18 protein-coding genes are annotated in these 23831 nt (G+C 49.1%); 13 read left to right on the forward strand and 5 right to left on the reverse strand.

Translation table 11 applies throughout. From position 1 onward, the window contains the following. The first annotated feature begins 296 nt into the window (after window positions 1-296). The 3 genes from BN6628_RS04625 to BN6628_RS04635 all read left to right on the forward strand — a co-directional run bounded on the left by BN6628_RS04625 (window position 297) and on the right by BN6628_RS04635 (window position 2555). Window positions 297-1292 carry a Gfo/Idh/MocA family protein gene (locus tag BN6628_RS04625; protein WP_068614932.1) on the forward strand — a complete coding sequence of 332 codons (996 nt, stop codon included), beginning with the start codon at window positions 297-299 and terminating at the stop codon, window positions 1290-1292. Between the two features lie 108 nt (window positions 1293-1400). After that, a complete protein-coding gene (locus tag BN6628_RS04630) occupies window positions 1401-1844 on the forward strand; it encodes a hypothetical protein (RefSeq protein ID WP_068614935.1) in 444 nt (147 codons plus the stop codon). A gap of 114 nt (window positions 1845-1958) precedes the next feature. Continuing rightward, window positions 1959-2555, forward strand: coding sequence for an SLOG family protein (locus BN6628_RS04635; protein WP_068614938.1), 597 nt, complete (start codon window positions 1959-1961; stop codon window positions 2553-2555). 231 nt (window positions 2556-2786) lie between these two features. Here the strand turns inward: BN6628_RS04635 and BN6628_RS04640 are convergent, their stop codons facing one another. Continuing rightward, the gene (locus BN6628_RS04640) at window positions 2787-5393 is read right to left on the reverse strand and encodes a winged helix-turn-helix domain-containing protein (protein ID WP_068614941.1); all 2607 of its coding nucleotides are present in this window, start codon (window positions 5391-5393) and stop codon (window positions 2787-2789) included. Between the two features lie 306 nt (window positions 5394-5699). Here BN6628_RS04640 and BN6628_RS04645 point away from each other — a divergent pair, with 306 nt between their 5' ends. Next, window positions 5700-9776: an RCC1 domain-containing protein gene (locus BN6628_RS04645; RefSeq protein ID WP_162272651.1), complete on the forward strand. Its 4077-nt coding sequence runs from the start codon at window positions 5700-5702 to the stop codon at window positions 9774-9776. Between the two features lie 121 nt (window positions 9777-9897). Here BN6628_RS04645 and BN6628_RS04650 read toward each other — a convergent pair whose 3' ends face one another. Next, a complete protein-coding gene (locus BN6628_RS04650; RefSeq protein ID WP_068614950.1) occupies window positions 9898-10647 on the reverse strand; it encodes an SDR family oxidoreductase in 750 nt (249 codons plus the stop codon). A 206-nt stretch (window positions 10648-10853) separates the two neighbouring features. On the opposite strand from BN6628_RS04650, the gene BN6628_RS04655 reads away from it, so the two are divergent. The 6 genes from BN6628_RS04655 to BN6628_RS04675 all read left to right on the forward strand — a co-directional run bounded on the left by BN6628_RS04655 (window position 10854) and on the right by BN6628_RS04675 (window position 18751). Further along, window positions 10854-11669 (forward strand): helix-turn-helix transcriptional regulator, encoded by an 816-nt coding sequence (locus BN6628_RS04655; RefSeq protein WP_235847577.1) that lies wholly within the window; start codon window positions 10854-10856, stop codon window positions 11667-11669. 67 nt (window positions 11670-11736) lie between these two features. After that, entirely contained in the window at window positions 11737-12753 is a 1017-nt protein-coding gene (locus BN6628_RS04660; RefSeq protein WP_068621975.1) for a TIR domain-containing protein, read from the forward strand. Beyond that, entirely contained in the window at window positions 12750-12923 is a 174-nt protein-coding gene (locus BN6628_RS26035; protein WP_157692457.1) for a hypothetical protein, read from the forward strand. The genes BN6628_RS04660 and BN6628_RS26035 overlap by 4 nt, the downstream gene beginning before the upstream one ends. Before the next feature lie 249 nt (window positions 12924-13172). Then, the gene (locus BN6628_RS04665; protein WP_068614953.1) at window positions 13173-13799 is read left to right on the forward strand and encodes a DedA family protein; all 627 of its coding nucleotides are present in this window, start codon (window positions 13173-13175) and stop codon (window positions 13797-13799) included. A 283-nt stretch (window positions 13800-14082) separates the two neighbouring features. After that, the gene (locus BN6628_RS04670; protein WP_162272652.1) at window positions 14083-16062 is read left to right on the forward strand and encodes a methyl-accepting chemotaxis protein; all 1980 of its coding nucleotides are present in this window, start codon (window positions 14083-14085) and stop codon (window positions 16060-16062) included. Window positions 16063-16369: 307 nt separating this feature from the next. Next, window positions 16370-18751: a transglutaminase domain-containing protein gene (locus BN6628_RS04675; RefSeq protein WP_068614960.1), complete on the forward strand. Its 2382-nt coding sequence runs from the start codon at window positions 16370-16372 to the stop codon at window positions 18749-18751. Window positions 18752-18824: 73 nt separating this feature from the next. On the opposite strand, the gene BN6628_RS04680 is transcribed toward BN6628_RS04675, so the two are convergent. The 3 genes from BN6628_RS04680 to BN6628_RS04685 are packed head-to-tail and all read right to left on the reverse strand — an operon-like array spanning window position 18825 to window position 19860. Beyond that, a complete protein-coding gene (locus BN6628_RS04680) occupies window positions 18825-19076 on the reverse strand; it encodes a helix-turn-helix domain-containing protein (protein ID WP_068614963.1) in 252 nt (83 codons plus the stop codon). 6 nt (window positions 19077-19082) lie between these two features. Further along, window positions 19083-19253 carry a YvrJ family protein gene (locus BN6628_RS25500; protein WP_082926793.1) on the reverse strand — a complete coding sequence of 57 codons (171 nt, stop codon included), beginning with the start codon at window positions 19251-19253 and terminating at the stop codon, window positions 19083-19085. Continuing rightward, window positions 19246-19860 carry a sigma factor-like helix-turn-helix DNA-binding protein gene (locus tag BN6628_RS04685; protein WP_068614966.1) on the reverse strand — a complete coding sequence of 205 codons (615 nt, stop codon included), beginning with the start codon at window positions 19858-19860 and terminating at the stop codon, window positions 19246-19248. Before BN6628_RS04685 ends, BN6628_RS25500 begins: the two co-directional genes overlap by 8 nt. Before the next feature lie 627 nt (window positions 19861-20487). On the opposite strand from BN6628_RS04685, the gene BN6628_RS04690 reads away from it, so the two are divergent. From BN6628_RS04690 to BN6628_RS04700, 3 genes are all read left to right on the forward strand, one after another. Next, window positions 20488-21003: a mismatch-specific DNA-glycosylase gene (locus tag BN6628_RS04690; protein ID WP_068614969.1), complete on the forward strand. Its 516-nt coding sequence runs from the start codon at window positions 20488-20490 to the stop codon at window positions 21001-21003. 158 nt (window positions 21004-21161) lie between these two features. Next, window positions 21162-22160, forward strand: a complete 999-nt coding sequence (locus BN6628_RS04695) for a LacI family DNA-binding transcriptional regulator (RefSeq protein WP_068614972.1) — start codon at window positions 21162-21164, stop codon at window positions 22158-22160. Window positions 22161-22324: 164 nt separating this feature from the next. Further along, entirely contained in the window at window positions 22325-23794 is a 1470-nt protein-coding gene (locus BN6628_RS04700; RefSeq protein WP_068614976.1) for a glycoside hydrolase family 32 protein, read from the forward strand. The last annotated feature ends 37 nt before the right edge of the window (window positions 23795-23831 follow it).

The following is a 23831-nucleotide window of genomic DNA, read 5'->3' on the forward strand; positions in this document are numbered from 1 at the left end:
GCGGGGCGAAATCCCTCTTTTTTATAGAGATAGTACAATTGGTCAGAGAAGATGATCCTTATATTGTTACAGCAATGATGCCTGTAGAATGATGCCTTTTCTGTCGTAGGAATGGAATGAACTATAGACTGTCAATCTAATCTGATAGCTAATAGTTGAAATATACCCCAAGCCCGGAATTTTAAACGAGAGCATAGATCAGCTGTAAAATCATAAACCTTACCTGCCGAGGTAGACATCTACTATATAGAATGAGAGAATACTTGTATTGAAATTTTTGAGGGAAGGAATGAGTCATGTTGGTGCGATTCGGTATTATCGGAACGAACTGGATAACAGAACGCTTTGTACAGGCTGCTTCGGAGAATGATCAATTTGTTCTGGCAGCAGTATACTCACGGACGGAAGAGAAGGGAAAGCAGTTTGCTGGCAACTTTAACAATCCGAGGGTGTTTACCGACTTAACCGAAATGGTTGCGGGTGATGAGGTGGACGCGGTATATATTGCGAGTCCGAATTCGTTTCATGCGGAGCAGGCTGTACTGTGTATGAATCATGGCAAGCACGTGCTCTGTGAGAAGCCGCTCGCTTCAAACACCGCTGAGGTGAAAAGGATGGTCGAAGCAGCTGTTAAGAATGACGTTGTTCTTATGGAAGCTCTTAAATCTACCCAGATGCCCAACTTCAAAGTTATTAAAGACAATTTATATAAACTGGATCGGGTTCGCCGGTATACATCCAGTTACTGTCAATACTCGTCCCGGTATGATGCATTTAAACAAGGGACTATTTTGAATGCTTTTAACCCAATTTTCTCTAACGGCTCACTAATGGACCTGGGCATTTACTGTCTGTATCCGATGGTTGCTCTGTTCGGGAAACCGCAATCCATACAGTCTGTGGGAGTAATGCTCTCTTCGGGCGTGGATGGGGAGGGCAGCATCATCATGAAATATGATGAGATGGATGCGGTCGTCACCCACTCCAAGATCTGTGACTCCTACCTGCCAACTGAAATTCAGGGGGAGAATGGAACGATGGTTATCGATAAGATTAACCAGCCATACTCTGTGAAAATTCATTACCGTGACGGAACGATTGAGGATCTGTCGAAGCCTCAAATGCACGAATCGATGTATTATGAAGCCCGGGAGTTCATCGATTTAATCATCAGTGGGGAACGCCAGAGCTCTATTAATTCTCATGCTACGTCTCTTATGGTTGCCGAGATTATGGAGGAAGTCCGGCGTCAGATCGGGCTGGAGTATGAGGCAGACCGGCGTTCAAATTAGGAAATCAAGGATATATTTAGTAAGAAACTTGTTGAATAAAGGGAAATTTTGTGACAATATGTAAAATGGTACATATCATTTCTTTTTTATTCAAGGAGGAAGCAAGTCGTGGAAAGAGGGCAAAATTTAGTTTTATCTATTCTGGGGGCACTGGTGGCGGCAGTTCTGGGGGCTGTTTTATGGACTGTTGTCGGAGTATCGACAGAGCGGGAAGTGGGTTATGTCGCTTTGGGAGTAGGGGCATTAACCGGCTTTGCTGTTCAGCTGCTTGCACGTAAGCGTACGAGTCGGGCCCATCAGATTATTGCGGTTATCGCAAGTATCATTGGTGTTCTGCTTGGAAAATATCTGTTGTTCGCATACATCGGCAATGATGGAATGGATGGGATGTTCGACAGCAATACTTTCAACGCATTTAAGGAAATGAGCGGGGATATCTTTGACGCTATGGATATCCTGTTCCTGGCCTTGGCTGTTATACCGGCTTGGAAGATCGCCGCTCCTAAAGCGGCTCAGGCTGTACAAGCTGGGTCGCAGACCCCTGTGGAATAATGAAATCGAGACCGTCTCCGTGGTTCAGCCACGGGGCGGTCTCTTTTATTAAGAAGAGCATGGTATAATAACCGGGTAAATGTGAGTAGAAGAGGAACAAAGGGTGTGAGGCCAATGGCCGTCAAAAATTTGCTTGTCACCGGTTACCGGGCACATGAGCTTGGCATTTATAATCAGAAGCACGAGGGCATTAAATATATACGCAAAGCCATTACCGGCAAGCTGCTGCCTCTGATTGAAGAGGGGCTGGAATGGGTCATTACACCCGGCCAGTACGGGGTGGATCTGTGGGCTTGCGAAGCGGTGATCGATCTGAAGAAGCAGTATCCTGGTTTGAAATGTTCGATCCTCTCCGCATATAAGAACCCGGAAGAGAACTGGAAGGAAGACAAGAAAGAATACTTCAGCCAGATTCTTAGAGGTGTGGACTATTACGGTTCGGTCAGCAATCAGCCATATAGCGGGGTGTGGCAGCTTACGGCCAGAGACGATCTGCTGCTCCGCAAGACAGACGGTATTCTGATGTTCTATGACGAGGACGCCGGTGAGGCCAGCCCGAAGTTTATGAAGAAACGTGCGCTGAAGAAGCATGAGGAGGAAGGGTATATATACCTCAGCCTCACGTCAGAGGATATTCAGAGCATTGCAGATGAGGAAGCGATGAACGAGTATCCGGGAGATGCCGCGCAGGATCTGCCAGAAGAGTGGTAACAATCGGTGCAAAAGTTGCTCCGGACTCCGGCTCAGTGGAATTTGCACATACGGACCTTCAGGAGGGCATCCCAAAACCAACCGGGATGGGAGCCGGCATTCGTTCTTGGAGCCTTTCGAACACTAACCGAGCTCCTATACCAAATCAGGGGCCGTCCCAAAGGACGGCCCCATGTGGGTGTGTTGTGTAATTGTTGCAGGTGGCTGCTGCCCAGGCAGCTTGAAAATGGCTCATTCCCCTGACAGCGTAAGCTCTTGTGCGGCGATTATGGCCTGAGTACGGGTAGAGACATGCAGCTTCTCGTACATTCTGGACAGATAAACTCTGACGGTTCCTTCTGTCAGCCCGAGCTCGGCTGCAATTTGTTTATTCGCAGCTCCCTGCTGCAGCAGCTTTAGAATCTTCTGCTCACTTGGATTAAGTGATTCGGTCTGACTCTTGGTTTGGCGGCTGGCAAAAGGCTTGTCTGCCTTTGGAAATAACTCCAAGAGTGACTGAACATAGGCATCAGACACGCCTTGGGCCTGCTCCTTGTTCATCCCATCCTCCCGCCATCTGGAATACACGCCAAGCAGCGGGCCCATTTCCGGGCCTTCATCTGCGAAGCTGCGTTTATATCCGTTCTGTTCTCCAATAATGAGAGCCTCGTGCAGCAGCGTAATGGCCATGGTTCTCTGTCCCCACTGATGCTGAATCAGCGCCTGAAGGACCGTGATTTCCACAAGGCTTGCGAGCTGCTGCTCCCTTGCCGCCTGCGGCTTCAGCAGTTCAAGCAGGCGCAGAGCTTCGGACTCCTTATGCTGACTGCCGAGTAGACGGGCAAGGGTTACATAATGGTATTCCTGATTATAGGTTGGTTTGTCCTTGCCCGAGATACCGAGCTTGGCAGCTTCCTTCCTGGCTTCTTGAACTCTGTTTTCCCGCAGATATATTCGTGCCCGAAAGGAGGCAAGCAGCTTAGTCCAAAGCATGTCCTGCCCGGAAGCCTCCGCTTTGGCGGCAGCCTCGTCGAGGGTATGATGGGCCATATGGAATCGTCCCTCCGACATATACAGCTTGGCCTCCATAATAACCAGCGGGACGATTAACCCCCAAATATTCTTGCTCGTGGCTGCCCTTTCAATTGCAGGCATCAGGCTGCGGCATTCAGCCAGCTTGTTCCACTCATAATAACCTTCACACAGCGACTGCTTCACATATAAGTTAATGAGAGAATCCTGCCACCCATGGGCTTCCAGAGCGCCCGTGAACATTGTGCCTATCTTTTCCGTATCCTCCGATAATACGCCGTTTAACCCCATAGGCGTGCGCCTTACAAGTGGCTCTGTAAGGTTGTAATTAATATTGTAATAGGTCGGGTTCTCGGGAATTATATTATCCAGAATGCCGCCGATAAAAGCAAACCATTTGGCAAAATCCCTGTTCATGAACACCAGATTCGATCTTACAAATAAAATTCCACTCTGTAGCTGCTCTCTCCGGGCGGCATCTTGGACACCGCCCAGTGAGGTCTGGATGCGTTCAAGCTGGCATTCCGCCGTTTCGAGTTGTTTTGTCATCACAAGGACAAAGGTATGAAACAAAGACATTTCCAACGATAAGTCATAATCAGCAGGAATGTTTCCGAACCAGTACAGAAGGGTCCCAAGCTCCCCCCGCTCAAGTGCAGCCGGAATGTGCCTGCTCAAATATTCCTCGGTTAAGGCATAGTCCTCCGCTGCAATCGCGTGTTCGATCGCCTCCTCCATTGCCCCGCGCCCAGCCAAATAATGGGCCGCTCTCACATGAAGACGGAGCCACTCCTCCCGCTCATTTCTCTTCAGCTGCCCCTGCAGAAATTGCGCAAACAGATGATGATAACGGAATTCATGATGCTCGCTATCCAGCGGGATGACAAACAGATTGAGGTCTTTGAGTGTTTCCAGCTTCTCCGGGCTGCCGGGATCGCCTGTTACATGCTCACAAAGCAGGGGATCAAGGCGGCCTAAGACCGATGTGCTCAAAAGGAAATGGCGGATATCGGCGGGCAGCTTGGACAAGACCTCATGGAAAAGGTATTCAGCCACATCATGGCGGCTTCCCTTAAATTCCTCTATAAGCTTGCTGAAATTTCTATCCGAACGCAGGGACAAGGACATCAGCTGCAGACCCGTGGCCCAGCCTTCAATATGTCCTGAGAGCTGCCTGGCCTGATCCGCGGTAAGCTCAAGTCCGGCAAGCTCGCTATAGTACATCTGTGTTTCCTCATTGGTAAACTGTATATCCAAGGTGCGGATCTGGGTGCTCTCCTGCTTGGCAACCCATTTCATAGTAGAGAATGGCAGCTCGGCCCGGGTAGAAATTACCATATGCAGATGATCTGGCAGATACTCGAGGAAATAGGCTGTCTGCTCATGGATTTCCGGATTGGAGATGCATTGATAGTCATCACAGATCAGATCAACTGGACGAGGCAGTTCATACAGCTCGTTGTTTAACGCATCCAAGAACGTAAGAGCAGACATACTGGGGAATGAGCTAGCCAGCTGCCTAATTCTTCCGGCGGATTCCTCACCGACCACTGCACACATGGCGTGGGCGACATAGCGCCAGAACCTGACCGGATCGTTATCCAGCTCGTCCAGACTTAACCAGGCGCAGGCTTGTTCGCGGCTGTGAACCCTCTGGGACAGAAGGGTGGATTTGCCAAAACCGGCTGGGGCGCTAATCACGGTTAGACGCCCAAGGGTTCCTTGATCAAGGGCTTCCGTAAGCCGGCTGCGGGTGATCAGCTTCTCTTTGGGGGCAGGGACGGCGATCTTGGCTTTTAAAATAACGGAGTAGTCTGAAAGATTCATAGGTTCCCCTTATATGTTGATGAAATCTATCTTTAATATCGATGAACTAGTTCTATTCTCATATTAAACCCATTATATGAAAAAGTTGCCGAAAAGTTAACGTTTGTTAATCGCTATAGGGAGGATGTTTTGCTAGGATGGGCTGCAAAGGGGACCGGGCGGTGTGACTAGGGAACCAGATCAGCAAGAGACAGCCTGGTTCATCCGGGGAATTTAGAGTGAGCTGGAAGGCTTGCAGGTCACCTATGGAATTTAGATTATTTAGGGAGGGCAGTTGCCCACCTTAAGCAGATGGGAGAGAGTGTGTTGAAACAGATAGGCAAAATTATATTGTGCCTTGTGCTTGTCCTGACCGCACTGCCAGGATATCCGGCCAATAACGTTAGTGCGCAAGAGGGACCTGTGGCTCCTCAAATATCCGCTGGATATTGGTACAGCATTTCGCTCACTAGCAGCGGGGAAGTGTGGAGCTGGGGAGCCAATGATTTTGGGCAGCTGGGCATCGGCAACAATACTACCACAGGTATACCGAAGAAAGCCGATGGTCTGGCGGATGTGGTCTCTATTCATTCGGGAATCCGGAGCACTTTTGCAGTGAAAAGGGATGGCAGTGTCTGGGCATGGGGGGATAACAGGGAAGGGCAGCTGGGCATCGGCAACAATACGATTCAGTACCTGCCAACTCAGATTCCCGGGTTGTCCGGTGTGGCGGATATCAAAGGCGGAGAGGGGTACCATACTCTCGCGCTGATGAAGGACGGTAGTGTGTGGGCGTGGGGGAAGAACACGAACGGACAGCTGGGCATTGGTACTAAGGTGTCCCGCAATACACCTTCTGTCATTCCTGGCCTGAGCGGAATTAAGGCAGTGGCAGCGGGCGGTTACCACAGCCTTGTGCTGAAGAGTGACGGAACCGTCTGGGCGTTTGGATTCAATAACGAAGGCGAGCTGGGTGACGGGACAACCTTGGATCAAGTTGTACCAGTTCAGGTTCAAGGCTTGGATCATGTAACGGCCATCTCCGCCGGATTCTATCATAACGTTGCGCTTAAAGATGATGGTACGGTCTGGACATGGGGAAGGAACAACGATAATCAGCTGGGTGACGGCTCGGCGGACGATCGGGGCATTCCGGTTCAAGTATCTGGTCTAAGCGGGATCAAAGCTATAGCAGCGGGCGGTTACCATAGTCTTGCGCTGGATGAGAGGGGTCATGTCTGGGCTTGGGGACTGAACGGAAACGGACAGATCGGCGATGGAACCATGAACAATGCATCAAGAGCTGTACCAATTTCAGGCGAGGCGCTTCAGAACGTGGTATCCATTGCAGGTGGGGGATATCACAGTCTGGCGGTCAAGAGTGATGGAACCGTCTGGACCTGGGGGAAGGGAAGGTCCGGGCAGCTTGCGATGGGGAGCTATCCGGCGGATATTGTTGACCGTTCTTCTCCGGTGAAGTCTAAGGCGGTGCTGGATACAACTCCGCCTACAGTCGAAGATAGAAATATTACGGCTGTGGAAGTATTGGCTTCAGAGGTAACCTTGAAATGGACAAAAGCAACCGACAATATGCTGGATCAGGAGAAGCTCCAGTATCAGGTATACCGGTCAACCTCGAGCAATCTAAATACCGTTGCCCAGATTGAGATGAGGGGAACCCCTGTTGGAACGTATACGCAGGATATGGATACTGTCCGGGTTACCGGACTTATACCGAATACAACGTATTATTTCAATGTTATCGTGAAAGATGCGGGCGGGGAGTACAAGACCGCATATCAAATGCAGAAGGCAGTAACAAGAAAGCCAGCAATCTATAGCCTAAGTTATGACGGCAATGGGAGTACCGGAGGAGCCGTCCCGGTGGATAACGCGTTGTATGAGGAAGGGGCGGCGGCAACGGTAGCTGATAATTCCGGCAAATTAACCCGGGAAGGCAGCACGTTCGCAGGTTGGAACACGAGGGCGGATGGAACCGGGCAAGGATATCTGCCCGGAAGTACGCTGATCCTGGGGGCGGCGAACGTGATTCTATACGCGCAGTGGAAGCCGGATACCCCACCTGATCCGGACCCTGTGCTTCGTGCCACCCGCTTTACCCCGGTTCCCGGCAGCGCCGGTGTCCCTAAGAACACAGATCTAACAATCGAATTCAGTTCTGCGGTCGAGGCTGTACCTGGCAAAAGATTAACGGTGTTCAAGCAGCAGGACAGTAGCGTCGTGGAGACCATCGATGCCGCCGATCCGGCCCGTGTCACTATATCCGGGAAGACGGTAACTGTTACGCTTAGCAAGGAGCTCGAGCCTGATGCCGGTTATTATATTGGGATAAACCCAGGCGCTTTGGTAGATAAACAAGGGCACAGCTATGCCGGCATTACCGACCCGGGCACCTGGTCCTTCAGTACGGCAGCTGTCCCTTCCGAAGAGAACGGGGATTCTTCTCTAAGCTCCCTAAGCGTCAAATCGGTCAGCGGGGAGGTGGAACTGTCCCCGGCTTTTGCAAGCGGGACGAAGGAGTATAAGGCGGGTTTGCCCAACATGGAGCCAGGAGTCCAAGTTCAGGCGGTAACCACCGAGGCTCATGCCTCTGTAACCGTCAGTGTATATGGCAGCGGTGGCAAGCTGACCACCGGCCCGATATCGCTTCAGGGTGAGCTAAGCCCGCTGATTCCCCTGGAGGTCGGAAGCAGCCGCTTGGAATTTCTGGTAACCGCGCAACGGGGGAGTACCAGCACCTATGGGGTTGAGGTGGCCAGAGCAGCCCCTGCGGACGGTGGCGGGAACTCTGGAAACCCGCCGGGTGGTAATCCGGGCGGTGGTGAGCCCGGCGGTTCTCCTAATCCGCCAATCAGCTCAGACGGCGGTTCTTCAGCTGTAGATTCCAATCCGCAGCCAGCCGGAATATATATGAAAGCTTATTTAAATGGCCAGGAGATGGATCAACTGGCTTCGGTAGAAGAGAGCAGCAGGGATGGGGGCACGGCCCTGAGCTTGACCTTGAATGAGAGCAGGCTGTCAGCTCTGCTCGTTGGTTCCCAGAATGGCTCGAAAATTACATTTCCTGTCCAGCTCCCGGCTGAGCGGATTACGGTTAAGCTCCCGGAATCTCTGGTTCCGCTGCTTATTCGCAAAGAGAGTGTGCTCCAGGTTCAGACCCTGCTTGGGTCATACACCATCCCGGTAGAGGAGCTCATACAGCCGGAGGGTGGTCAGCAGACACAGTCAGGAGAGACTGAGGAGACGGCACCGATGACACCGACGGCACCGACGATACAAACGGCACCGACGGTACCGACGACACCGATGACACCGACGGCACCGACGATACAGACGACACCGATGACACCGACGGCACCGACGATACAGACGACATCAACGACACCGATGATACCGATGACACAAGCATCAAAGACCGCCTCACCCCACCTGGCATATACGATCTCGATCTCGACTGCAGACAAGTCAGCCGCAGGTCTTATTCAGAAAGCCGGAGAACAGGAAAATTTCAAGGTGGTGGCTCCGCCTGTGGACTTTACGATTACGGCCACAATAGATGGCCGAACCTCAGAGCTTCATACCTTCAGAACTTACATCGAACGGGAAATTCCTTTGCCGGAGGGTACTGCATCCAGCCAGGTAAGCACGGCGGTTGCACTTGAAGCGGACGGTACGATCCATCCAGTCCCTACCCGGATCACAGTCCGGGATGGACATGGCTTCGCCGTGGTCAAGAGCCTGACCAATAGTGTGTATGCGTTGATCAGGCAGCCCGCATCGTTCAGTGATATGGATGGCCATTGGGCCAAGCAGGCGGTGGCTGATTTAACATCTCGCCGAATTCTCAGCGGGCTTCCTGGAGCCAAGTATGCACCGGATGCCCCTGTTACCCGGGCTGAGTTCACCTCAATCCTGGTCAGGGCCATGGGGCTGGGAGACCGGCGTATAAGCAGCAGCCCCTTCAAGGATGTGAAGCCGGAGGCTTGGTACAGCGGGGCTGCAGCGAGAGCACACCAATATGGCATGGGTCAGACTGATCCATCAGGACTGTTCCGTCCTGACCAGAAGGTTACTCGCGAAGAGGCAATGATTCTCCTAATGGACGCGATGAAGCTCGCCGGTGTATCCACCCGTTTGGACGCGATGAAGCTCGCCGGTGTATCCACCCGTTTGGAGGCGGGGGAGATTGAGCGGCAGCTGGCCGGGTTCAAGGATCAGGATCAGACGCATACCCTGGCCAGAGAGGCGGCAGCTGTCTTAATCAAGGCCCGCATTATTTACGGAGCGGATGAGCTCCTCCAGCCGTTGAAGGGCGTTACCCGGGCTGAGACAGCAGTGATGATAAACCGGATGCTGCTGGAAACCGGACTGACGGGACGGTAAGATCAGGTAAGCGGGGGAATTGAGAATGGAAGAGTAAGAACAAAAAAGGGTACCGGGATATTTCCGGCACCCTTCTTCTTGCTAGTTTCAGCTTGGCAATACACCAAGAAGAAGAAAAAAATTATACCAATATGGAGCCGCCATCCACCACTACAACCTGTCCGGTGGAATATTTCTCCTTCATTAAATAGAGAAAGACCTCAGCTCCATCCCCGGGCTCTCCCAAATATCCAACGGGAAGTGAGCTGGCTGCCGCTTCATACATGGCATCCCGTTCTGCTTCTGGAACCGTGTCCCATAACTCTGTACGCATTATACCAAAACAGGCCGTGTTGACCCGTATCGGGCCTAATTCAACCGCTAACGCACGGGTCAGCGCTTCGATTGCCCCGCAGACGCTGGCGGCTACGGATAGACCCTTTGGGGGCCTGGTTCCGGCAACCCCAGAAGTGAACAGGATCGATCCGCCAGGATTGATATGCGGGCTGCCGTACTTTGCTGCCCAGAGGGCTCCCCAATAACGCAGGTTGAACATTTGATGTGCCGCCTCCGTATCCATGTCGTGGAGATTTGTAAACTGTAATGAATCGCCTGCTGTATAGACCAAATGATCAAATTGACCTATCCCGTTGAAAAATGTGCTGATCTGCTCCTCACTCGTTAAATCAACGATATGTCCTTCAGAGCCTTGAGGGAGGCGGGAGAGAGCGGCATGCACTTTCTCCTTACGGCTGGATACCACAACAACGGAGGCCCCTTCACCTGCAGCTTTCTTAGCGGTTGCAAATCCAATTCCTGAAGTTCCTCCAAGAAAGATAATACGTTTGCTGTTCAGCCCGCTTGTGGGTTGGTTAACTTCTTGGCTTGCCATATCAAATCTCCTTTATGTCTGTTGTTTTGGAAGGTTTAGGGTGATCTAGTGTTTACCTGTGCACGGCCCCTCCTGTACCGTAGGGGGATGAGTCGATTATAATCTGTTGTATAAACGGTACATAGAACTGCAGTTATAGTACTGTTCAAGATATTAGTGGTATTTATACTGGTATGAATTATAACTGGATAAGAAGGTGTGTCCTTATGGTGAACCATGAAAAAAGACGCAAGGAGTTAGCTGATTTCCTGCGTACCCGGCGTTCGCGTCTGTCCCCGCAGCAGGCAGGTCTGCAGGTTGAAGCTTTGCGACGCCGTACTCCTGGTCTAAGAAGGGAAGAAGTAGCTAGTCTATCAGGTATTTCTTTACCCTGGTATACTGCATTAGAACAAGGGCGGGATATTCAAGTGTCCGATCAGGTTCTTGAGAGCCTGGTCCGGACACTCCGGCTGAGTAAGGATGAACGCAGGTATCTATATACACTGGCGAATCCTTCTATACAACAACCAGATCTCCACACAGAGGATGAGCATACGGCGCTGCCAGGATTGCAGCCTATTCTTGACAGGCTGGGGAACTACCCTGCTTATATCATCGATAATAGGTGGAACGTTACGTCCTGGAATCCAATGATTACTTCGTTATGCGGGGATTTAAAACGAAACACGGGGATCGAAAGGAACCTTCTTTGGCGTGTCTTTATCATGGAGAAAGTCAAAAAACAAATTCTGAATTGGGACAACTTCGCCGGTAAGCTGCTGGCCCATTTCAGAAGCCAGTATGCGATGAATCTTCAGGACCCATGGTATGAGAAATTGGTGGATGAGCTGTTTGAGCAAAGTGATGAATTTAGGTTATGGTGGGCAAAACATGAGGTTTCGGACAGCTTTGAGGGTGTGAAAATTATGGATCATCCCGATGAGGGTCATCTCACGTGGCATTATCACACGTTTGCTGTCTCCGAAGGTGGCAATTATATGCTAAGAGTCTACACGCCAGCGGTAAATTCGGGAGATGAATAAGTCATGATACCCATGTCACCTGTGATATAATGTAAAAAAGGGAGATTATGGTGACATGGGGGAAACAATGAGTAGACCATCCGTTTTTATCGGCTCATCAAAGGAAGCCATTCCGATTGTGAATGCCGTTCAGGAGGAATTGGAGCATTATGCGTTGGTTACGCCATGGCACCGGGGCGTGTTTCAGGCGGGCCGTTATACGATGGAAGACATTGAAATTCAGATTCGTGAGAGCGATTTCGCGGTATTTGTATTTCATCCTGACGATGTCACAATGATCCGGGGAAAGTTATATTATACGGCAAGAGACAATACGATATTTGAAATGGGACTCTTCTGGAGCCGGCTTGGCAGAGAGCGGGTATTCTTCCTGATGCCGGCCAATATTCCCGTTCAGAACCAGGAGGATGAAGAGCGGATTGAAGGCTTCCGCACCCCATCGGATCTTCTGGGAATGACCACACTGACGTATCAGTTCAACCCGAAGAATTGGAATTCCGCAGTGGGAGTAGCCTGTGGGAAGATGGGGACGGTCATTGAGGAGCTCGGCTGCAAGAACGCCGATCCGGCAGAGCTTATCCGCCGTTTGGAGGACGAACGGGAACGGCTGCTCAGAATCGTGGGCTTCTTCGAAGAGCTTCACTATAAAGCTTCGCTGGATACGGATTTGTATAACCGGATCTGCCGTGCGCTTAGGCTGTCTTTTGTCGCCGCTCCATACACGGTTAGCGGTTCGGCACTGTTCCGTGCCGATGAGCTTGTGATCCGCCAGGTTGGCAGTGACGGGGTTGGAGAGATTGGACGCGAGTATTCGCTTGAGGTTAATCAGGATAAGAAGCCCGGGCATGAGGTGATCCATGTCGTTGATGTCCATCTCAGCGGCAATGTATCTTTTAGCCAGCGTAACCGTAAATCCATTGTGAAGGAATATATCTTATGTTATCCTCTAGCTAAGAGGTATGTGTTCACTATCCATCTGAAAGGCACGGTTCAGGTGAATGAGACGCTGTTTGAAACGATCTGTTATGTTAACAAGACGCTCTTAGATTCAATCCACGATTTGCTGGGAGGGGAAACGACATGAAACCAAAATCAAGGCTGACTTTCGGAAGATACAGACTGAAAAGTCCGGTTCACCTGCCGGGTCACTTGAAGATCGTGCTGGCTCCTACTCTGGATGGGGTTGAAGAAGAGGCCTTTACGGTTCTCTTCGAACGTAAAGCCGAATACGATAAGCCGGTATACCGTATCTAGCCATGGCTAGTTAATAGAAAGGGTTGTCCCCGCTCACAGGATGAGCGTAGTGGACAACCCTTTTTTTTTGCTTGTTCCTATGTGGGGAGGAATCGCTTTCCCGCTTCAACTGGCGCGGTAGGGTCTGGCAAGCTCCAAGACCAAAGTCCAGTACAAAGACTATACCAGAGCCAATTCCACAGTCTTCTTACAGAAGATACACTAAATGTATAATTACTGAGCAAATGAGGCTGTTAGGAGCGCTTATACATGGAATGGATTAGCAATTTGTTTGACTTGTATGGTTACTATGTGTTATTTCTCGGTTTGTTTGCCGAATCGGTTGCACTTCCTTTTCCGGGGGAATTGGCGATGGCTATTTCCGGTCATCTCTCCAGCGGAGGGAGCTTCAATCTGCCGTTAATCATCGTCTGTTCATATACAGGAGCAATAACAGGGACCCTGCTGACCTATGCCCTCGGCTACAAGCTGGGCACACCCTTTTTTGAAAAGTACGGGAAATACTTCTTTTTGAATCAGAAAAGATTGGATACCCTGTCCGTATGGTTCGACCGGTATGGCAGCCGGCTGATCTTCATCAGTTATTTTGTGCCGGGTCTAAGACACTTTACAGGCTATTTCTCAGGTATTCTCAGAGTTAAGCTGCGCACGTTCCTGATCTATAACTGTACGGGAGGCTTTCTCTGGGTTCTCACGTATGTGACCATTGGCAAAATATTAGGGCCAAGCTTTGAGCGTCTGCTTCACCTGGCTACGCAATATACGGGTGCTGCTGTGGCTGTAGCGGGAATTCTGCTTGTTCTATTCATCTTGTTTAAAAGAAACAAAGAGGCGATTCTAGGACGTTTCAGAAGACGTGGGCGCCAGAAGGGGTGAGGTAGCGTTCACTTACCGTACCCCTTGCGATTGTCCAGGTACACTCTTTAACATAACAAGACATACAAATGTTACATATTTTGGAGCTTTTAAGGCTGCATGCGGATTTATCTGTGTGAAGTCTTTTTTTGTATGAAACAGGCTCGGTATTTAGGCATAAAAGTCGAATTTTGAAGAATTTTAGCGAATTAATATACACTCCGTGGAAGCTCCACCCGATAAACAAATAGTCTGTTTATTTACATAACAAGAAATGTTTATTGGATCAGAGGGGGAACTTGGTTTGAAAAAGAGAGAAAAAAGATTCACGGTTCGGATGCGGCTTATACTTGCATTTCTCGGAGTGCTGTTGATTCCAACCACAGTGATTGGCACTTCTATTTTCGTTGCGTCAGCCGCTTCAATCATGGGGGATGTTACGAATAGTGCCAAAGAAGGCGTGAAAGTGGCCAGTAAGTTCGTTGATGAGAAGATATCGGCAAAAATGAGAAATATTAATTATCTGTCTACCCGAATTACATCGGATATGCTGAACCGTGAAAATACCCGCCTGCTTGATATTCTTCAGGAATATTTGGGAGTAAATGAGGATGTCGGAAATATCTTTGTAGGGACTACAGACGGGACGATGATCAGGGGAAAAAGCAAGAAAACGGATGATCCCAAATACGACCCGAGAGAACGTGTCTGGTACAAGGAGGCCATAGGAGGGAGCAAGACGGTTATTAGTCCGGTCTCCCTAAATACAGATAAGGTACCGGTTGTCTATATATCCCGGAGGCTGTCGGACGGGTCTGGCGTGATCGGGCTCACGGTGAATTTGCAGAGCCTGCAGAAGTCTATTGATATTAAGCTTGGAAGCACTGGGTATATCACAATCCTAGACAGCCAGAAGAACTATGTCATCAACCCGAAGGGAACTCCAGGGGAAGCAGCCAAGGAAGAATTTATTAACGAGATCTATAAGGCCAACGGTCAAATGACGGAGCTTGCTTCTAACTCCGACAGCAAGAATGTCAGAATTGAGACAATGACCAATGCGGAGACAGGGTGGAAAATAGCCGGAATTATTGATCAAGATGAGATCACGAACTCCGTCTCAGGTATATTCTACATCTCGTTATGTGTTCTTCTTGGAGCGATTGTGGTTACAGGCATCGTGGTCTACTTCGTGATTCGTTCGATCACAATCCCAATCCGGCGTCTGCAACAAGAAACACTTAGTGTAAGCCAGGGTGATCTGACAGCTGAGGTTAAAGCTGTCCGGAATGATGAGATAGGTGATCTTGCGATCAATTTCAGGACCATGGTAGAGAACCTCAGGGAAATGATCTTCCAAGTGCAGGATACGACCCGCAAAGTATCATCCTCCGCAGAGCAGTTGTCTGATGGTGCTGAACAAACCACACACGCGATTGAGCATGTCACGATCACGATTCAGGAAGTAGCCTCTGGAAGCGAGCAGCAGCTGCGCAGCGTTCAGCAAGGGGTGGAGATTGTGGATCAGATGAGCCAAGAGGCGGCTCATATTTCTGGAAATATGCAGGAGGTTACAGCCACCATTGAGGCAGCTTCCCAGTCAGCAGAAGCTGGTAACATGGCTGCGGATACGGTGGTTCAGAAAATTGACAGCATTCATATGACGGTAGAACAGCTTGGCGGGGTAATTCAGACGCTGAATGAACGGACAGAGGAAATCGGGGGGATCGTCAGTGTCATTGCAGGCATCGCCCAGCAGACCAATTTGCTAGCCCTGAATGCTTCCATTGAGGCGTCAAGAGCAGGAGAGCAGGGCCGGGGATTCGCGGTTGTGGCTTCAGAGATTCGTAAGCTTGCCGAAGGTTCAGCAGAATCGGCGCAGCAGATTTCTGAGTTGATAGGCTGGATACAGACTGAAATGAAGCAGGCGATATTGGCCATGAAGGAGGCTAAGGAGCGCGTTGGAGAGGGGGTAGCCGCAGTTGATATTTCAGGCAGATCGTTTGCCGAGATTCGTGAGGCTGTTCAAACCGCCGCAGACAAAATGAAGGCGATCGCGAATGCGGCTGTCCATTTAACTGAAGGAGCTGCTGGTGTGTCGCAATCGATTCAACATATTCAGGGCATTTCCGAGGAAGCGGCCGAAAGTACACATACGATTTCCGCTGCTGCTGAAGAGCAGTTGGCCTCGGTTGAAGAGATTGCATCATCATCTACGGAGCTCAGCCGGATGGCAGAGGAACTTGAGCAGCTGGTTGGCAAATTTAAGATAGACCATACTTAGTCGGAAAACAAGTAATGCAGGACTTGGACGAGAGCTGTTGAGAAGAATATCCGTACAAATAGAGTCAGCCGATCGGCTGACTCCATTTTTTTAACATGACTAATCGTTACAGAATACGGCACTCTCAGTTAAGTCTAATTCAGGGAAATCAAAGGGGGTTATGTTGGAATATATCAAAAGTTACTTGATTTTGGAATCTCCCTAGTAGTAAAGTAGATTGGTATAAAATTCTATATACTTCTTAAGAACTCACAAAATCGTAAAGTTGTAGCTCTTGGGAGTGGACTGCTGAGAGGGGCATGAGAGTATGAAGAAATTGTTAGGGGGATTCTTGATTGCAGCGCTGCTGTTATCCGGCTGTGATGATGGCTCTGGACAGGACGCTGCAAAAAAAGCTGAAGCGGGCACAGGTGCCGCAACCAGATTGGCCGGCGGTGCGAAGGTCGCGGATTTGAAGAAGAAATATGGGGCACAGCTTTCTGACAAGGCAATTATGCCGCTCTATAACGTGGATCAGAAACAGGTATTGGAATTTAAATTTAATACCAAGTTCAAAGACCAGATTGCGGCAGACGTAGTAAGTATACATACGGATAGCAAGGCGTTGAAGGAAAGTGAGATTTTTACGCTTAGGGATTTTAAGGATAAAAACGCCGCGAAAGATACCGTAGAAGTAAAACCAACGGTTGGGGTTCTTGCCTCGGATGATAATCCGGCAGCGTATGAGAAAGCGTGGGGCAATGCTCCAATTTATTACGCAAGAATCAACTACGATTTGAATGCGGATGTGCCGACCAAACTGGATCAGCCGCTGATCATTCCGTTTACGATCAAGTCGGAGGTACCTGTTCCAACTGTTAAATACGAAATCAGCCAGGATGGCCGATTTAAGCTCAAATGGAACAAGGTGGAGGGCGCGGAAGGTTACAGAATTTATAACCGCAGCAAAACTACCCTTATGAAGAACGAGAATAAGCCGCTAAGAGGGGCTGAAGAAGGGTATGCAGGTAACATTCCTCAGCTGGTGACAACAGTTACCGGAACTGAATTTGACGACTTTATGAAGGATGGACGTGGGGGACTCGGACAAAGCAGTGATGCGACGATTTCCCTACAGAATATGTTGGTAAAAGGGGAGTACTACGTTACGGCTATAGCAGGAGGCAAAGAGTCCAATTTCAGTGCGGGCGTCAGCACCGCTGATCTGTCAGAGCGTCTCCCGGCCGGGCTTGCGAAGTCTGACAATATTTTCCTTAAAGTGTATGACCAGGTTTCGGATATTCCCAGATCTGTAAGTGTGGAATTTATTGACGGATCTCACAGTCAACGGGATCTGATCTTTGATACAGCAAATCTCAAAATCCAAGAATACGGCTCAACAGAAGTACATTTCAAGGTTAAAGGAACAGCACTTAAAGGTTTTGTCCTTGTTAAGAAGGCAACTCCTGATGATGTTAAGCTGCTGGAAAGCAATGGGCCGGTTCAGGATACAAGCGGTTATGTTGAACCGGAGAATACAACGGATTACGTCCCATCGCCGGATGTCCCGACAATTATTGATACTACCAAGGGGAAGGAGGAGCCGAAGAAGGAAGAGGCTCCAGCTCCAACCGATAATCTGGTAGATGCCCAGAAAGATAACACCAAGAAACAGGTGGAGGAAGGAAACAAGCAGGAAGTTCCTGTACCGGAAGTTACTTCAGAGGCAGGAGTAAATGCAGACTCTGCTCTTGAAGAATATCTGGCTCTGAATATGGTTGATGCCAAGAAAGAAATTTCACTTAGCGCATTTCCGGAAGCTCAGAACTTTGAAACCTTGTCAGATGTGCTTCAGAAAGTGGTTTATCAGAATCCGCTGATTCTTGGGGTTAAGCAGTATAGATATGACTATGATACTTTGACTCTGGAAGTAAATTACGATGACACTGAGGAGCATATTAAGAAGAAACAGGGCGAGATCATTGCGGAAGCCAAAAAGATTGTAGCTGCAGTAATCAAGCCGGGTATGACCGATGATGATAAACGCAAGGCGCTTTATGATTATCTCAACGATAATACCAAGTATGATGATGAAGCTTTAAAGAGTGCGGAAGCAAGCGGCTTCAAGCAAGTGGATGAGAAGTATAGTGATTCGTTTAACACTTATGGAATCATGGTTAAGAAGGTGGGTGTCTGTGCATCTTACGCGGCGACCTACAAAATGCTTAGTGATCTGTCCGGGCTGAAAGCTATCACGGTCACTGGCTATATGAGCGGAGTTCCTCATGCATGGAACAAGGTGAAGATTGGGCAGGAATGGGTAAACGTGGATACAACGAATAACGCAACCAACTCGGGTGTGCCGTATCTGCTGTACAACTCTGACGATACTACTGCAAAATCCATAGAATATGAAACAGATCAGGCTTATTGGCTTGATAAGGAATTGTCAGAATTCAAATCTACCGATAATTCCAAGGACTATTATGTTATGAATGGCCTTGAAGTTAAATCGGTGTCTGAATATGGAACCAAGCTCGCAGATCAATTGAAGTCAGGCAAACCGGTTATAGCTATCCGGATGGGGGCCAAGTTAAACGAAGATGAAGTGTTCGATGAGGCGGCCAAGGTGCTAAGCGAGGTGGCTAAGGATAAGCTTAAGACCGCCAAGCTTGCCACCTTGGGGACATATATTGTACTTAAGCCATAATTTGATTAAATATAATGAGCACAGAGAAGGAGGGTCAGCCGATCGGCTGACCCTCCTTTTTTGGATAAAACACCTATTCCCTCTCCTCCTTCTCCAAGGTGTGAATGAACTCTGTCAGCGTAGGTATGCGGCTTCGGTCGTAGGCGAGAATTTTCTCGGTTAGCTTCTCATGGATGCTCTGTTCCAGATCCTCCCGGTCTGATCGTCCGACCGATCGGCTGTGCTTTTTGACCAGCGGAGCGAATTGGTTCAAAATTTGATAGAGCGCATCCCTGTCCCCTGACTGGGCTTTGGCTACCAGCTCAAGCAGTGTATTGTTCTCCATCGCGGGTTACTCCTTTGCTTTTTTTCTTTTATGGAAGTCGGCGTCCAGTTCCTGAATCGAGTGGTCGAGAGCACTTAGCTTCTTCTCAAACCGGAAGAACAGATATCCAATGACGACAATGGGAAAGCCAACGTTGTTAACGGCGTGAACCAAAAAGTTAAGCATAGCTTCATCCACTTTTCTTCACCCCTTTCGATTGGACAGAGGAACGCAGCTTGTGCAGTGCCTGCTGCCGGGTCTTGAATACGGCCTGCGGGCTAACTTGTAGGCTTTGGGCGATTTCGGTATCCCTGTAACAAAGCACGTAAGACATAAGCACAATCTGCTGCTGCTTGCCGGTTAACAGGCGGAACGACCCGTAAAGCTTCTCATCCTCAATGGTATCGGCGAATGAGGAGTACTCTTTGAAATAAAAATCGACGGATGGACCATACTCATACGGACGCGCTGGGTGGCCGTGTCTGTCTTCTGTCAGCGGCTGATCAATGATCAGCGGATTGCGCTGCTGTATCTTTTGGTTCGACCGGATGAAGGACAGCGTTGACAGATGAATCACGGAGGCCACATACCGGATGAACCTGATTTGAAACAGATGCTCCTGGAAGGCACGTTGAATTTGATTCCAACAGTTCATACACCCTGTGAGAGCGTTTGCTAGAGTGATGACATGAGGAGTGTGACGGAAGAAGGACTGGATAACCGGATTCTGGAAGGCGACTTCATGAACAGCTGCATAATGCTCAAATATCGTTAGCTCATCGCGGGTTAAAGCTCTTACTTTCATAAGTCTAAACCCCCTTCGTTATGATGACTCCTTACACTTAAGATATTAGAGGATTATCCAAAATAAACCTGTATTTGAACGTATGTTCTTATTTTTAGAAAAAAATAATAGTGAATTCACTGGAGTTCAATTATTTCACAGCTGGAATTTTCTTACAAGGGCCTAAAGGGCTGAAATGAAGCGGATTGCTGTTATCATTCATAGGGTAAGTTGCAGACTAGAAACAAGTTTGGCAGCACGGGTACATAGAGGGGCAAGAAACGGTGGTTGAATAATCACAGACAGCACGGCGAGAGAGACAAAACAACACGACATTTGCAACCAAGACGATTTGACGAAATGTAATCTTATCAATCTGACACGACAACCCCTCCCTCTGTTTATTTAAGCTTTTACCTGGTAATCTTAGGTCTTTGTTTGGTTCTATCTATAGAGGAGGTATAGAAGAATAAGGTGATCTGGCTCTAGCCAAGTAAAAAGCTTATATTATTAAAGTGTCCCAACTTATGGGAAAAACAACCTATTTTACGGGTTTTTTATCAATTTTGTCAGTGATTTTTCTCTCACTTGATCTTTGAATGCTTTACCGCGTCATAGGGCTTTTAGAGGGAAGGAGGTAAATAGACCATGCAAGAAGTCACAGATCATCTGGATTATGGTCTCCAAATTGTGTTTATCGGTTTCAATCCAAGTCTTCGCTCAGGGGAAGTCGGGCATCATTATGCCAATCCCCGGAATAACTTCTGGAGAATTCTGCATCAATCCGGTCTCACTCCCCGGCTGTACGATCCTTCTGAGGATCAGGATCTGCTCAAGCTGGGATATGGCTTCACGAATATTGTAGCCCGGCCTACTCGGGGCGTTGAAGATATTAGCCGGGAGGAATACCGCGAGGGAAGGGAAATTCTTGAGGCGAAGCTTAAGACTTACCGTCCGCAAATTGCCTGCTTTGTAGGCAAGGGGGTCTATACGGAGCTTACGCGGAGGAAGAAGGTAGCCTGGGGATTTCAGCCGGATTCCTATGTTGAGGGTATACATGAATTCGTAGCTCCTTCTTCAAGCGGTTTGGTTCGTATGCCTATGGATGAGATTGTCGCTATCTACAGACAGCTGCGGGATTTTATCTCCCCGGATCAGGAATAGGGGTGCTGTTATTTCGACTTAATCTCTATTGGCTTCTGGTTGGGAGTAGGGCAGGTGCAGCCTGAAATTTCAGAGATGGTGGATGCTGCTTGATCAAACCAAGTATAATTGGAATGGACAGAGCATCCTATCGCCAATAATCATATGAAGGTGAACAAATGATAAAGACGATTTCAGATATTGCCCGGATCGCAGGTGTATCCAAGAGCACGGTATCCCGTTATTTGAACGGGGGATCGGTCAGTGAGCCAACAAAGCAGAAGCTTGAGCAGATTATTAAGCTCAACAATTATGTTCCTAATACATTTGCTCAAAGCCTGAAAGCTAAAAAGACCAGCATCATTGGGACGGTTGTGCCTAGACTGGACTCTTTTGCAACCTCGCAAACCTTGATGGGGATTGATGAGGAGCTTAGGAACTTTAACTATCATATGCTGATTTCAAATACAAGCCAGGATATGCAGAGGGAAATAGAAGCGATCTATGATCTGGCAAGGCAAAAAATCTCCGGTATTATTCTGCTGGCCGCTCAAGTGACCGAAGGCCATCTTAAGGCCATCCGGGAGATTGAGATTCCAGTCCTGCTGGTAGGGCAGCAGCATTCTGAGCTGCATAGCTTGATTCATGATGATTTTCAGGCCGGTTATACAATGGGCAGGCATGTGCTCGCGAAAGGGCACCGGAGAATTGCCTATCTGGGTGTGACAGAGAAAGATGTGGCTGTAGGCATACACAGGAAAGAGGGGTTCAAGCAGGCTGTAAGTGAAACTGGAGACTGTGAGGTGAGGTACTTCGAGACGGGATTCAACATGGCGGATGCCGTGACAGCGTCATCCCGAATCCTTGAACAATATGACCCAACGATCATTGTATGCGCAACCGATAATATTGCCCTTGGGGTATTCAAAACGGCTTATTCGAACCACATTTCGATTCCATCGGGCCTGTCTGTTACCGGTTTTGGCGGGTACCAGATTACAGAGATTATTCATCCAGCCCTGACTACAATTAAGTTTTACTACTCGCAGGCGGGAAAAATGGCCGCGCAGAGCATTATCAAATTGGTCAATGAAGAGCAAGTGGATCGATTAACCATACTGAACAACGAGCTGATTGACCGGGAAAGCGTTGACAAAGTTTTGAGCTCTGATTTATAATTTCATTGGAACCGGTTCCGTCGTGGTTTATGCAAGAGCTTAGACACGTGGAACCGGCCCAAAATTTTTTTACTTTGAATTGGAACCGGTTCCTCTCTTTTTTTGGCTTGTTTTGGAACCGGTTCCGTTTTGACGAAAATCCTATTTTCAAATGGAGAACAATCATGAATATGTCACGAATGCAAAAGTACCGACGGATTGAGCAGGCGGCGCCGGGCGAACTAGAACGGCTTCGGGAACAGGTCAGCCGGTGCCCATGGAGACAGATCTTTCATATACAGCCATCCACCGGGCTTCTTAATGATCCAAACGGGTTTGCATACTACCAAGGGGAGTATCATTTGTTCTATCAGTGGTTTCCGCTGGGAACTGAGCACGGGATGAAGTATTGGTATCATATGAAGTCCGCTGACCTTGCACATTGGCAGGATGTTGGGATTGGGATCGAGCCGGGAGGCCCTTATGATTCCCATGGAGCTTACTCCGGAAGTGCCATCGAGAAGGATCATAAGCTGTATTTGATGTATACCGGGAATACGCGTGATGCGGACTGGATCAGGAATCCTTACCAATGCATCGCTGTGATGGACGAACACGGGCGAATTGTTAAGGAGGAGAAGCCTGTTATTTCCTCCGTTCCTGAGGGGTATACCGAGCATTTCCGGGACCCGAAGGTGTGGGCAGAGGCAGGCCAATACTACTGTGTTATCGGTGCCCAGCGCAGCAATCTTACGGGATGTGTGCTGTTGTACCGCTCACCCGACTTGAAGGAGTGGGAGCTTCTCGGGGAGATGGAGACCCGCTTGAGCCATTTCGGTTATATGTGGGAGTGCCCCGATTATTTTGAGCTTGCGGACCAGGGCGTTCTCATTTTCTCACCACAGGGCATAGAGCCGGAGGGAGAACATTTCCGTAATATTTACCAGTCCGGTTATCTGACAGGCAAGCCGCTGAACCTGGACACGAGAGTATTCGAGCATGGTGAATTTCAGGAGCTGGACCGGGGATTCGACTTCTACGCTCCCCAGACGATGGCGGCACCGGACGGACGGCGTCTGTTGGTTGCCTGGATGGGACTGCCGGAAATCGGGTATCCGACCGATGACAGCGGGTGGGCCCACTGTCTGACTCTCCCACGGGAGCTATCCTTACGGGAAGGGAAGTTGATTCAGAAGCCGGCTAGGGAACTCAGCAAGCTTAGGAAAGAGATGACCCGGGCCCATCACTCCTTACATGATGAAACCCGCAGGTTAGATGGTTTCAGCGGAGTCTCCTACGAAATGATCTGTGAATTCAGTGCACATGATGCCGACCAGTTCGGCATTGAGTTTAGAGCCGGTGCCCATGAGAGAACAGTGTTGAAATATGATCGGCTCCGCAAAAAGGTCATCCTGGACCGCTCGTTATCCGGCCAGACGGTGGGAGAAGAGTACGGGCTGACCCGGGAGTGCACTGTGGATGCCCCGGCGCTCAAGTTTCAACTGTTCGTGGATACCTCGTCGGTGGAGATCTTTATCAATGACGGTGAGGAAGTATTCACAAGCCGTATTTTTCCTGACAAGCTGAGTACGGAAATCCGCTTTTTTGCCACTGGAGGAAGTGCGGAGCTCGATGCGGTGATGTGGAAATATTAATGCTGATAGCTTGTTTCAAATTTTATGCTGGAAGGTG

This window comes from Paenibacillus tuaregi (assembly GCF_900086655.1).
GTDB classification, from domain to species: Bacteria; Bacillota; Bacilli; order Paenibacillales; family Paenibacillaceae; genus Fontibacillus; species Fontibacillus tuaregi.

Coding starts and splice junctions, on each gene's coding strand:
- BN6628_RS04625 (WP_068614932.1), top strand. CDS start 297: ATGTTGGTGCGATTCGGTATTATCGGAACGAACTGGATAACAGAACGC.
- BN6628_RS04700 (WP_068614976.1), top strand. CDS start 22,325: ATGAATATGTCACGAATGCAAAAGTACCGACGGATTGAGCAGGCGGCG.
- BN6628_RS04665 (WP_068614953.1), top strand. CDS start 13,173: ATGGAATGGATTAGCAATTTGTTTGACTTGTATGGTTACTATGTGTTA.
- BN6628_RS04655 (WP_235847577.1), top strand. CDS start 10,854: ATGGTGAACCATGAAAAAAGACGCAAGGAGTTAGCTGATTTCCTGCGT.
- BN6628_RS04660 (WP_068621975.1), top strand. CDS start 11,737: ATGAGTAGACCATCCGTTTTTATCGGCTCATCAAAGGAAGCCATTCCG.
- BN6628_RS04695 (WP_068614972.1), top strand. CDS start 21,162: ATGATAAAGACGATTTCAGATATTGCCCGGATCGCAGGTGTATCCAAG.
- BN6628_RS04675 (WP_068614960.1), top strand. CDS start 16,370: ATGAAGAAATTGTTAGGGGGATTCTTGATTGCAGCGCTGCTGTTATCC.
- BN6628_RS04635 (WP_068614938.1), top strand. CDS start 1,959: ATGGCCGTCAAAAATTTGCTTGTCACCGGTTACCGGGCACATGAGCTT.
- BN6628_RS26035 (WP_157692457.1), top strand. CDS start 12,750: ATGAAACCAAAATCAAGGCTGACTTTCGGAAGATACAGACTGAAAAGT.
- BN6628_RS04640 (WP_068614941.1), bottom strand. CDS start 5,393: ATGAATCTTTCAGACTACTCCGTTATTTTAAAAGCCAAGATCGCCGTC.
- BN6628_RS04650 (WP_068614950.1), bottom strand. CDS start 10,647: ATGGCAAGCCAAGAAGTTAACCAACCCACAAGCGGGCTGAACAGCAAA.
- BN6628_RS04685 (WP_068614966.1), bottom strand. CDS start 19,860: ATGAAAGTAAGAGCTTTAACCCGCGATGAGCTAACGATATTTGAGCAT.
- BN6628_RS04680 (WP_068614963.1), bottom strand. CDS start 19,076: ATGGAGAACAATACACTGCTTGAGCTGGTAGCCAAAGCCCAGTCAGGG.
- BN6628_RS04690 (WP_068614969.1), top strand. CDS start 20,488: ATGCAAGAAGTCACAGATCATCTGGATTATGGTCTCCAAATTGTGTTT.